The organism is Streptomyces sp. NPDC058375 (assembly GCF_042723425.1).
Lineage (GTDB): Bacteria > Actinomycetota > Actinomycetes > Streptomycetales > Streptomycetaceae > Streptomyces > Streptomyces durocortorensis.
On the sequence record NZ_JBHXJG010000125.1, the window covers coordinates 1 to 11,065 of the forward strand.

Consider the following 11,065-nt stretch of genomic DNA (forward strand, 5'->3'; position numbering starts at 1 on the left):
GAGGAAACTCTCCGGACCGGGCCCGCCGCGCTGTTCCCGGGCTGCCGTGGTCGGGCGAGGGCGCCGAGGGTCAGACGAGGACGACGCAGGAGGCCGCGGGGACCTCGACGGAGCCCGCGTGCCGCGGGATGCCGGTCTCGGCGTCCACGGCGAACCAGCTGACGTTCCCGGAGCGCTCATTGGCCGCGTACAGCCACTGGCCGCTCGGGTCGAGGGTGAGGTCGCGCGGCCAGCGTCCGCCGCAGCCGACGGTGGCCACCAGGGCCGCCTTCTCGCCGCTCTCGTCGAGGGTGAGCACGGAGATGCTGTCGTGCCCCCGGTTGGCGGTCCACAGGAAGCGCCCGTCGCGCGCGACGACCACCTCGGACGGGTAGGTGCGCACCGCGTCGTCGGGCGGCTCGGCCTCCTCGTGCTCGGGCAGCACCGGTTTCTCGCCGAGCACGTCGAGGCGGCCCTTCGCCGCGTCCCAGCGGCAGACGGTGAGGGTCGGTTCCAGCTCGCCCAGGACGTAGGCGAGAGCGCCCGAGGGGTGGAAGGCCAGATGGCGCGGGCCGGTGCCCGAACGCAGGGCCGTCTCGCCGTGCAGTCGCAGGGCGCCGGTGGCGGGGTCCAGGGCGCAGACGCGTACGGAGTCGGTGCCGAGGTCCACGCTGACCACCCAGTCGCCGGAGGGGTCGGCGAGCACCTGGTGGGCGTGCGGGGCTTCCTGGCGGCCGGTGTCCGGGCCGCTGCCCTCGTGGAGGAGCACCGAGGCCGCCGGTCCGAGCGATCCGTCGGCGTCCACCGGCAGGGCGGTGACGCTGCCGGAGGTGTAGTTGGCGGTGACCAGGTGGTTCGCGGCGAGCGCGAGGTGGGTGGGCGCATCGCCCTCGACGGCCCGGACGGGGCCCAGGAGGGCCGGTACGTCCTCGTCGAGGGAGAAGGCGGCGGCGACACCGGGGGCGCTCTCGCCGACCGCGTACAGGACCGTGCCGCCCGCTCGGGGGCCGATCGCGAGGAACGAGGGGTCGGGCACGGCGTCCGTGGATCCGAGCACGGTCAGCGCGCCGGTGTCCCGGTCCACGGCGGCGGCGGTGATGCCGCGCCCGCCCGCCGAGGTGAACGACCCAATGAATGCCCGCCCGGCACTGTTGCCCATCATCGCGCTGCACCTCTTCACCGTCGCCGCGATCTTCACGGCCGACGGTAGCAGGCAGCCCGTCGCGGTCCAGACCAATGCGGCCGGAAAGGGTCGGCGGGCGGGAACGGGGGCGGCCCTCAGGGGGCGGTCAGGCGCGCCTCCGGAGGCGATCAGGCCGGCTCGGGCGCCAAGGCCGGGGTCCGGCCGCCCCGGCCCTGGAGCGGTGCCGCCAGTGCGGCGAGTGCGCGCTCCAGGCCGTGCAGGTGGGCGAGGGCGGGGTCCACGGCGGCCCCGGGCAGCTCGGGCAGGTGGAAGCCGCGGGAACCCCCGGGCGCGGTGAGCGCCTCGACGGCCGCCTCGACGCGGGAGCAGGCGGCCGAGAGCCGTGAGTCGTGCGAGGCGTCCGGGTCGGCGGCGATGGAGGCCAGGCCCCGGACCTCCCGTACGCAGTCGTCCAGCAGCGCGAGCACCTGCCGGGCACGTGCCTTGCGGGCCGGCAGCGGGCTCAGGGGGTGCACCAGCGGGGCGAGGGAGAGGCGGACCCGGCCGAGCAGCACCTCCAGTTCGGCGACGCGGGGGCCGGGGTCGGCGAGCGACGAGCCGGCGAGCCGGTCGGCGGCCTCGGCCGTGCAGGCGTGCACGCATCGCAGCGCCTTCTGGATCCACGCGTCGGTGATGGCGTGGGTGGTGACGGGGAGCACCAGCAGGACGGCGAGCACCGCGCCGAGCGCGCCGACGGCGGTCTCCGCGACCCGCAGCCAGAGCAGGGTGGCGTCCAGGACGCCCAGCACGCCGTAGAGCATGCCGACCATCACCGTCACGAAGAACATCATCCAGCTGTACGAGACCGCCGCCGTGTAGAAGATGCCGAAGACACAGACTGCGACGATGGCGGCGGTCGGGGCTCCCGCGCCGTCGAGCGGGATGGCCACGGCGAAGCCCGCGACGATGCCGATCACGGTCCCCAGGACCCGCCGGAATCCCCGTACGAGCGTCTCGCCGCGCGAGGTGGTGTTGACGAAGACCCACCAGGTGGCGCCGACGGCCCAGTACCACCGCTGGTCGGACAGGAGCTGTCCCAGGCCGAGCGCGAAGGCCCCGCCCAGGGTGGCCTGGACGGCCTGCCGGGTGGTGATGCGGATCCGGCCCCCGCCCTCCGGCGGAGCGGGCGCGGGCGCCACGGGCAGCCGCCGCTCGTAGCACCACAGGCCGAAACGGACGGCGGAGGAGGCGCACAGGGACAGCACCACGGCGACGTACAGCTCGGGCAGCTGCCCGGGCACGGTGTGCAGGAACTGGGCGGCGAAGAACGTCATGAACGCGAAGACGCCCAGCGCGTGCCCGCGCGGCCCCCAGCGCCGGGCGTATACGCCGGCCCCCATCACGGCGAGGAAGATCAGGTCGCGGGCGACCGGCTGGTCGTGCAGCACGGCCGCGACGGCGAGGACGGGCAGACCGACGGCGGGGAGCAGGGCGGTGGTGACCGCCTGCCCGCGCACCGTCGGGTCGGTCACGGTGAAGAGAGCGAGCAGGGCCGCGAGGCCGCCGGTGATGGCCGCCACGAGCGAGTGCCCGGCGAGGCCGCACAGCGCGACCGCGAGGCTGATGCCGAGCACGGCCCGGCCGGCGAAGCGCAGCCGTACCCGCCCCGGGTCCGGTGACACGAACACCCTCTTCAGCACTCTTCCACCCCTTCCGCGTCACCGCGGGACTCGCATGAAAAAGGCGCCGCGGAAGTCCGCAGCGCCATCGACATCCCCATTGCAGCACCTACCGGGCCCGTGGATCAAACCAGGAGGAATATGCTGTACCAATGGACCAGCGGAATGGCCGACAGGTCGGCCACCAGCATGCCAACGGACCAACGGTCCGGAAGGAGATCCTCGGATCATGGCGGTGGACGCTCTCGACACCCGGATCCTGCGCCTGCTGATCGAGCAGCCGCGCACCAGCGTCCGGGAGTACGCACGCATCCTCGGCGTGGCCCGCGGCACCCTGCAGGCCCGGCTCGACCGGCTGGAGCGCGACGGCGTGATCACCGGCACCGGACCGGCCCTCTCCCCGGCCGCGCTCGGCCACCCCGTGCTCGCCTTCGTCCACCTGGAGGTCACCCAGGGGCACCTGGTGGAGGTGGGCGACGCCCTGGCTGCCGTGCCCGAGATCATCGAGGCGTTCTCGACGACGGGCGGCGGCGATCTGCTGACCCGCGTCGTCGCCCGGGACAACGGGCATCTGGAGGACGTGATCCAGCGGCTGATCCAGCTGCCGGGGGTCGTCAGGACACGGACCGATGTGGCGCTGCGCGAGCGGGTGGCGCACCGGGTGCTGCCCCTGGTGGAGGCCGTGGGGCGCGCGGCGGGCGACCGGGACCGGCCAGGTGCCGGACCCGGCCAGGGGTGACCGGACCCGGCGGTCCGCGCTGCGGCATGCTGGAGCCATGACCTCCCACCCCGTCACCGCGTCCGGGCTCCACGTGATCTTCGACCTGGACGGGACACTGGTGGACAGCGAGCCGAACTACTACGAGGCGGGGCGCCGGCTGCTCGCCCGGTACGGGGTGCGGGACTTCGACTGGGACGCCCACACCCGGTTCATCGGCATCGGCACCCGGGAGACGCTGACCGTCCTGCGCGCGGAGTACGGGATCGACGCCCCGGTCGATGAACTGCTCGCCGGGAAGAACGCCCTGTACCTGGAGCTCGCCGGGGCGTCGACGGAGGTCTTCCCGCAGATGCGGGTGCTCGTGGAGCGCCTGCACGCGGCCGGGGTGCCGATGGCGGTGGCCTCCGGTTCGTCCCGGGCCGCGATCGGGGCGGTGCTCGCGGTCACCGGCCTCGACGCGTACATCCCGCTGTACGTCTCCGCCGAGGAGGTCGCGCACGGCAAGCCCGAGCCGGACGTGTTCCTGGAGACGGCACGGCGGATGGGGGCGGAGCCTGCGGACTGCGTGGTGCTGGAGGACGCCCCGGCCGGAGCGGCGGCGGCACAGGCGGCGGGCATGCGGTGCATCGCCGTGCCCTATGTGCCGGAGACCGCGTCCGACCCGGCGTTCAAGGCCGCCGACCTGCTGTTCGCGGACGGGCAGTCCGCGTTCTCGGCCGAGGCCGCGTACCGCCGGATGTCCGGATGAGGCGGGGTCCGGCGGGCATTCCCGGCGTCGGGGCAGGCGAGAAGAGGTGCCGGGCCGTCAGCCGGGCCCGCTGAAAGGGCCGTCGGGGCATCCGGGCTCCGCCGGACCGATATCCTGATCATGTCGTTCGCCGCACCGCCCAGGACTCCGCCCAAGACCCCGGGCCCCGGGGGTCCGACAGCCGGAGCGGGCCACCATTCGAGATAGGTGTACAGGTGCTGGTAGCTGGTCGGTACCGATTGGTATCCCCCATCGGTCGTGGCGGCATGGGCGAGGTGTGGCGCGCCACGGACGAGGTCCTGGGACGCGCCGTGGCCGTGAAGCTGCTGCTGGGGGACCAGGCGGACGCCTCGTCGACCGCCCGCTTCCGGCTGGAGGCCCAGACCGCCGCCCGGCTGAGCCACCCGCATCTGGTGGCGGTGTTCGACTTCGGCGCCTGGGAGGACCGGTTCTTCCTGGTGATGGAGCTGGTCGAGGGGCAGAGCCTCGGAGATCTGCTGGCCGCCCAGGAGCGGGTCCACCCCGAACAGGTCGCCCGGATCGCGGGCCAGGCGGCCGCCGGGCTGGCCGCCGCGCACCGCCAGGGCATCGTCCACCGCGACATCAAGCCGGGCAATCTGATGCTGGACGCGGACGGTTCGGTGAAGATCGGCGACTTCGGGATCGCCCAGTTCGTCGACGATCCCTCGACCGCGCTGACAACGGCAGGCCATATCGTCGGCACGAGCCTCTACTTGGCCCCCGAGCGGGCTCTGGGACGCACCGCGGACTCCGCGTCCGACATGTACTCCCTGGGCTGCGTCGTCTATCAACTGCTGCTCGGGCAGCCCCCGTTCCGCTCCGACACGGCGACCGCGACGCTGTACCAGCATGTCGACACCCCGCCGGTGCCGCTGCGACAGCGCGGTGTGGACATCTCCGCCGCCTTCGACTCGTATCTGCTCGGGCTGCTGGCCAAACAGCCGGAGGAGCGGCCCACCGCGCAGCAGGTGTCCGACTGGTTCCGCACCGACGCCTGGCGCGGCCGGCCGGAGCCCCTCCCCCAGCAGACCCGCACGTCCCACCGGGCGTCCTCCCCCGTGGCCCCGAAGCCCTCCCCCGCCGCGCCGTCCACCCCGGTCGGCCCGACCACGTACCGGCTCCCGGGGCCGACAGGGCGAAGACGGCAGGCGCCGACCCGCTCGGCTCCGGCCCGCCGTCGCAGTACCCGTGAGGCGATCCGGCGGCGCCCCAGGGTGGCCAGCGCCATCGCGGGCACGGCGACGTTCCTGGCCGCCGTGTATCTGGGGATGATCCTGTTCTCCCCGGACTCCAGCTCCGCGGGCACGCCGGACCAGAGCCCGTCCTCGGTCCCCTCGCAGGACGTCGGCGACGGCGATCAGCGGCAGGGCGGTCAGCAGCAGGGCGAGGACCAGCAGAACGAGGACCGGAACCAGGGCCGGGACGGCGGGAAGGAAAACAGGGACGGGAACGGGGACGGAGACTGGGAGGACGAGCGGGACGACTGAGTCCCGGCCGCCGCTCCTCCGTCGCCACCCCCGCCCGCCGCTCCCCGCCCACGGTCACCAGCGGTCGTGGACCTCCGCGCGGATCGACCGGTCGTAGAGCTCCCGCACGGCGTCCAGCGTGCTCTGCGGCAGTGGCGCCAGGGCGGCGGCCGCCGCGTTGGCGCGGGTCTGTTCCACCGAGCGCGCCCCGGGGATGACGCTGGTGACGCCCGGCTGCTGGATGATCCAGCGCAGCGCGGTCTGCGCGGGGGTGGCGCCCTCGGGGGCCAGTTCCGCGAACTCGGCGGCCGCGGCGACGCCGGTGGCGTAATCGATGCCGGAGAACGTCTCGCCCTGGTCGAACGCCTCACCGTGCCGGTTGTACGTCCGGTGGTCCTCGGGGCCGAAGACGGTGTCCTTGGTGTACTTGCCGGAGAGCAGCCCGGAGGCGAGCGGGACGCGCGCGATGATGCCGACGCCCGCGGCGGCGGCCGCCGGGAGCACCTCGTCCAGCGGCTTGAGGCGGAACGGGTTGAGGATGATCTGCACGCTCGCGACGCCGGGGCGCGCGATGGCGGTCAGCGCCTCGGCGCACGTCTCGACGCTCACCGCGTAGGCGGCGATCCGCTGCTCGGCGACCAGGGTGTCCAGGGCGTCGTAGACGGCGTCGGAGGAGTAGACGCTGCTGGGCGGGCAGTGCAGTTGTACGAGGTCGAGCGTGTCGGTGCCGAGGTTGGCCCGGGAACGGTCGTTCCAGGTACGGAAGTTGTCCAGGACGTAGTTCTCCGGCACCTGGTCGGCGCGGCGGCCCATCTTGGTGGCGACGAAGACGTCCGCGTCGGGGCGGTTCTTGAGGTAGCGGCCGATGAGCTGTTCGCTGCGGCCGTCCCCGTACACGTCCGCCGTGTCGAAGAAGGTGACGCCGGATGCGACGGCCGCGTCGAGGACGTCGAACGCGTCGTCCTCCGCGACCTCGCCCCAGTCACCGCCGAGCTGCCAGGTGCCCTGTCCGACGACCGAGACGTCACGGCCGGTCCTGTGGAGTGTGCGCTGTTCCATGGGGATCATGCTATTCCGCTTCTCGTATCGGAAGGGACGGACCGGGTGGACCGAGTGGACCAGGTGGACGGCGGCAGGAGCACCTCTGCCGCCGTCCACGTTTCGGAGCCGCCGGTCAGTCGCCCGTCGTCACGCGGACGTAGTCGATGACCATCTGCTGCGGGAACTGGGTGGAGCCGTCGGGGTCGCCGGGCCAGTAGCCGCCGACCGCGAGGTTCAGGATGAGGAAGAAGGGCTTGTTGAACACCCACTGGTTGCCGCCCACGTCGGCCGGTGTGCGCCGCTGGAAGACGTTGCCGTCCACGGACCAGGTGATGGAGTCGGGCGCCCAGTCGACGGCGAAGGTGTGGAAGTCGTCGGCGAACGCCTGCCCGTCGGGGAGGGTGTACGCGGCGCCGATGCCGCCCGCGCCGGAGTAGCCGGGGCCGTGCAGGGTGCCGTGGACGGTGCCGGGCTCGAAGCCGACGTTCTCCATGATGTCGATCTCGCCGCTGTTCGGCCAGCCGACGTTGCCGAAGTCGTCGCCCAGCATCCAGAACGCGGGCCAGATGCCCTGGCCGCGCGGGATCTTGATGCGGGCCTCCACGTGGCCGTAGGCGGCGGCGAACTTGCCGGAGGTGTTGAGCCGGGACGAGGTGTACTCACAGGCCCCGTACCAGCACTGGTAGTTGCCCGGGTTCTCCTTCCGGGCGGTGATCACGAGGTTGCCCTGGCCGTCGAGTGCGGCGTTGTCGTTGCCCGGGGTGTAGAACTGCCGCTCGTGGTTGTTGACGTTGTCGCCGGTCTCCGTCTGCCACTTGCCGCCGTCCACGGCGGCGCCGGCCGGACCGTCGAACTGGTCCTCGAAGGCGACGGCCTGGGTGCCCGGTCCGGGGGCCGGGGAGTCGGCGGCGGGTGCGGCGGACGCTCCGCCGGGGAGTGCGGTGAGGATGGCGGAACAGCAGAGCAGCGAGGCCGCGTAGAGGGCGACGCGGCGGCGCCGGGAGACGCTGCGCGCCGTGGAGTGCGTGGGGTGCACGGTCATCACATCACTTCGCGTGGGGGGACATGCACATGGGGGCATGCGCATGACAGGTCAACGCCGAGAGGTGAACGGTTGGGGCGATCACCTCGGGCGCATATTTCAATTCTTGATTTAAGGGAGTGCCGCAGGAGCCGTCAATAACCTGGTCCAGACCGGAGAGGGAACGGCATACCTCGATGGCATATGCGCCTGAAGGCAGGAGGTCCATCGTGCGGTTCCCCCGGGGCGGCGGCAGAGTGGAGATACGGACCGGGACACGGACCGGACGGCGAGACGGCGAAGGGAGCACGACGTGGAGAACGACGGCACACCACGGCCCCGCTTCGTCGTGCAGATCCATGACGCGCGACGGCTTCACTTCGACTTCCGGCTGGAGGTCGACGGCGTACTGAAGTCCTGGGCGGTGCCCCGCGGCCCTTCGGAGAACCCCAGCGACCGCCGGCTCGCCGTGCCGACGGAGGATCACGCTCTGGAGTACCGCGAGTTCGAAGGAGTCATCCCCCGGGGCGAGTCCGGCAGCGGCACGGTCATCGTCTGGGACCAGGGCACCTACCGGCCGCTCGGGCACGACGGGCAGGGCGGTTTCGTCCCCTTCGCCGAGTCCCTGGAGCTGGGCCACGCGACGTTCTGGCTGTACGGGGCGAAGCTGCACGGCGAGTTCGCGCTCACCCGCATCCAGAAGGGCGACGAGCCGGACAGCGGCGGCCATGAGGCGTGGCTGCTGATCAAGGCCAACGACCGTCTCGCCGTACGCGGCAGGCCCGGCTCCCCCGACCCGTACCACGCCCGGTCCGCCCGTACGGGACGGACGCTGCACCAGGTCGCCGCGGCGGCCGCCCGGGGCCGCGGCGACTGACGCGCGAGTCCGCGGACCGGCGCGCGCCCAGCGGAATGCGGCCCTCTCAAGCTCCTCCGCCCGCGATCTCGGCGAGCATGTCGGTGTAGAGCGACCGCCGGTCGGGCCGGGCGTGGGCCTCGGCCCGGCGCAGGACCGGAAGCGCCGCCCCGCCGAAGCCGATGAGCGCGTCCCGGGCGGCCCTCCGGACCGCCGGCTTCGCGTGGCCGAGGAGCCGGACGAGGTCGGGCAGCGCGGGCTCCCAGGCGGCGCGTCCCAGCGTCCGGACCGCCATGCGCACCACCTCCGGCAGCGGGTCGGACAGCAGGAGCGCGGTGAGCCGGGCATGGGCGTCCCGGTCGAACAGGGCGCGCGAGGTCCGGTGTGCGTGCAGGCGTACCCCGGCACCCGGGTGGCGCAGCAACTCCTCGACCAGTGCTCGCAGTTCCGGGCCCGGACGGGTGCCGGGCGCGGGCGCGTGCTCCTCGACGAGGCGGGTGAGCACCCCGCGGATCTGCTCGGGTGTGCCCGTGCGGGCGAGGTCGAGCAGCTCCGGCAGCGACGGGGGGTCTGCCGGGGCCGCCGCGGCCCGGGAAGGGGTGCGCAGGGACGCGAGTGCGGCAATGTCCTCGTGTGCGGCCCCGGGGGTGCGCAAGGGGCCGTCGAGGAGGACGAGCGCGTCCGCCGGGGCCTCGCGGCCTTCGGTACGCAGGAGGCGCTCGGCCCTGGTCAGCGTGGGGGTCCGGAGCAGGCGCAGGCCGGCCAGCAGGTCGAGCAGCCCGAGTTCGCCCGCCTCGATGCGGGGTGCCAGGAGGTGGGCGAGGGTGTCGGCGGGAACGCGGCGCAGCGCGGTGCGGGCGGCCCCGTGCACGGCGGGCGGACCGTGTTCCCACCATCCGACGATCAGCGGGACGAGCGGGGGCAGCTCGTCCTCGGGCAGCTGAGTCACCCAGCGCAACGCCCGCTCGGGCAGCACCCCGGGGGCGGTCAGTTCCCCGCGGCAGCTGTCGGGGAGGCGCGCCTCCGGACGGGACACCTGCGGACCGGACGGGCGGTGGCGAGGCACCTCCAGGCGGGGCGCCTCCGGGCGGGACGCATCCGGGCCGTGTACCTCCCGGTCGAGCGCCCCCGGGCCGTGTACCTCCCGGTCCAGCGCCCCCGGACCGTGCACCTCCAGGTGGGCGAGCAGTTCCGGGGAAGTGGTCTCGGGGAGCACGTCGACCCGGCCGCGCAGATACGCCCGCAGCACGGTGCGCGACACCTCCGGCTCGGGCCAGCCCCGCAGGGCCAGCGCGGCGGCGGTCCGGCGCTCCGGGCTCCCGGCGTCCAGCATGCCCAGCAGCCGGACCCGCTGCGCAGCCGACCGGGGCTGGTCGAGATCGTCCGCCCGCACCGGACGTGACGGAACGCCGGCGGCCGCGCCCGCCGCCCACGTCTCGGCGATGGTCCACTCGGGTGCGTCGAGCGGCTGGAGTTCGGTCATCCAGTCGACGAGTCGCGCCTGTACCGTGAGCGGGGCTCCCGGGTACGCCTCGATGAGCGCGACGAGCAGGTCCCGGGATCCGGGCACGGCAGGCGGGCGACCGACCCCTTCCACCCCGGGGGCACGTGAGACTCCGGCCCCCTCCGCACCCGGAACACGCAAACCTCCGGCCCCGGCGGCGGCAGCACGCTCCCGGAACTCCGCCAGCGCTTCGGGCGTCCGTACCGACTCGGTCAACTCCGCCCGCCACAGGGCAGGTTCGTCGAACATCACCTCGTCCACGGGTACGCCGAACGCCTCACGGAGCACGGCGGGCGCGGCCCGCCAGGGGTCGGCGCCGAGGTGGGCGGCGGCGAGCGCCCGGTCGAGATCGGGGCGGACGAGCACCGCGTCGAGCTGCCGGAGCAACGTGAGCGTGGAGGCGGCCGTCCCGGGCCGGGGTGGGCCGCCGGGTCCTGCGGGCGGCAGGGCGCGAAGTGCCTCGACGACCGCGAAGCGCCGGCCGGCGGACAAGTGGGGTGCGACGGCGTGCAGGACGTCGATCAGCTCCCAGGCGAACCGCGCCGACTCCGACTGCTGCTCGCCCGGCTCTTCCTCGCGCGCAGCCCGACCGGTCGCCCCGGCCGCCTCTCCCGCGCCCGTGGCGGCGTCGAACGCGTCGGTCACCGTGCCGGAGTGTCGGGCGAACACCGCCACCTCGTCGGCGGACCACGGCCCCGGGCACAGGCGCAGGGCGCACCGCACCAGGCGGTTACGGAGACCCGCCTGGCCGACACTGTCGGCCAGGCCGAGCCAGTGGCCCAACAGGGCTCGTGCCGCGGCTGGTTCTTGGGTATCGGCGGTGGCCGGGGGTGTGGTCCGACGGGCGATGCGCAGGGCGAGCGCCGGATCCCAGCCGGCTCGCAGCAGAGCCGCCACGTCCGGGTC

At 73.7% G+C, this 11,065-nt stretch carries 8 protein-coding genes and 1 pseudogene; 4 read left to right on the top strand and 5 right to left on the bottom strand.

All coding sequences use genetic code 11. From position 1 onward, the window contains the following. Positions 1-70: 70 nt before the first annotated feature. Positions 71-1,141 (bottom strand): lactonase family protein, encoded by a 1,071-nt coding sequence (locus ACFWM7_RS20505; RefSeq protein ID WP_383262636.1) that lies wholly within the window; start codon positions 1,139-1,141, stop codon positions 71-73. Between the two features lie 149 nt (positions 1,142-1,290). Next, positions 1,291-2,802 carry an FUSC family protein gene (locus tag ACFWM7_RS20510; RefSeq protein ID WP_383262640.1) on the bottom strand — a complete coding sequence of 504 codons (1,512 nt, stop codon included), beginning with the start codon at positions 2,800-2,802 and terminating at the stop codon, positions 1,291-1,293. Positions 2,803-3,010: 208 nt separating this feature from the next. On the opposite strand from ACFWM7_RS20510, the gene ACFWM7_RS20515 reads away from it, so the two are divergent. The 3 genes from ACFWM7_RS20515 to ACFWM7_RS20525 all read left to right on the top strand — a co-directional run bounded on the left by ACFWM7_RS20515 (position 3,011) and on the right by ACFWM7_RS20525 (position 5,758). After that, positions 3,011-3,520, top strand: a complete 510-nt coding sequence (locus tag ACFWM7_RS20515) for an Lrp/AsnC family transcriptional regulator (RefSeq protein WP_383262642.1) — start codon at positions 3,011-3,013, stop codon at positions 3,518-3,520. A 37-nt stretch (positions 3,521-3,557) separates the two neighbouring features. After that, positions 3,558-4,250: an HAD family hydrolase gene (locus ACFWM7_RS20520; RefSeq protein WP_383262644.1), complete on the top strand. Its 693-nt coding sequence runs from the start codon at positions 3,558-3,560 to the stop codon at positions 4,248-4,250. A 266-nt stretch (positions 4,251-4,516) separates the two neighbouring features. Continuing rightward, positions 4,517-5,758, top strand: a complete 1,242-nt coding sequence (locus ACFWM7_RS20525) for a protein kinase (protein ID WP_383262646.1) — start codon at positions 4,517-4,519, stop codon at positions 5,756-5,758. A gap of 54 nt (positions 5,759-5,812) precedes the next feature. Here the strand turns inward: ACFWM7_RS20525 and ACFWM7_RS20530 are convergent, their stop codons facing one another. After that, positions 5,813-6,805, bottom strand: a complete 993-nt coding sequence (locus ACFWM7_RS20530; RefSeq protein ID WP_383262648.1) for an aldo/keto reductase — start codon at positions 6,803-6,805, stop codon at positions 5,813-5,815. A 106-nt stretch (positions 6,806-6,911) separates the two neighbouring features. Beyond that, positions 6,912-7,820, bottom strand: coding sequence for a family 16 glycosylhydrolase (locus ACFWM7_RS20535; protein WP_383262650.1), 909 nt, complete (start codon positions 7,818-7,820; stop codon positions 6,912-6,914). Between the two features lie 235 nt (positions 7,821-8,055). Between ACFWM7_RS20535 and ACFWM7_RS20540 the strand changes: the two are divergent. After that, positions 8,056-8,676, top strand: a pseudogene (locus tag ACFWM7_RS20540) (DNA polymerase ligase N-terminal domain-containing protein); the annotation flags it as partial. A 46-nt stretch (positions 8,677-8,722) separates the two neighbouring features. Here ACFWM7_RS20540 and ACFWM7_RS20545 read toward each other — a convergent pair. Next, positions 8,723-11,065: HEAT repeat domain-containing protein (locus ACFWM7_RS20545; RefSeq protein ID WP_383262652.1), on the bottom strand; the 2,343-nt coding region annotated here is incomplete at its 5' end.

Excerpts from the sequence above, each read along its gene's own strand:
- ACFWM7_RS20515 (WP_383262642.1), top strand. The coding sequence starts at position 3,011 with ATGGCGGTGGACGCTCTCGACACCCGGATCCTGCGCCTGCTGATCGAG.
- ACFWM7_RS20525 (WP_383262646.1), top strand. The coding sequence starts at position 4,517 with ATGGGCGAGGTGTGGCGCGCCACGGACGAGGTCCTGGGACGCGCCGTG.
- ACFWM7_RS20530 (WP_383262648.1), bottom strand. The coding sequence starts at position 6,805 with ATGATCCCCATGGAACAGCGCACACTCCACAGGACCGGCCGTGACGTC.
- ACFWM7_RS20505 (WP_383262636.1), bottom strand. The coding sequence starts at position 1,141 with ATGATGGGCAACAGTGCCGGGCGGGCATTCATTGGGTCGTTCACCTCG.
- ACFWM7_RS20535 (WP_383262650.1), bottom strand. The coding sequence starts at position 7,820 with ATGACCGTGCACCCCACGCACTCCACGGCGCGCAGCGTCTCCCGGCGC.
- ACFWM7_RS20520 (WP_383262644.1), top strand. The coding sequence starts at position 3,558 with ATGACCTCCCACCCCGTCACCGCGTCCGGGCTCCACGTGATCTTCGAC.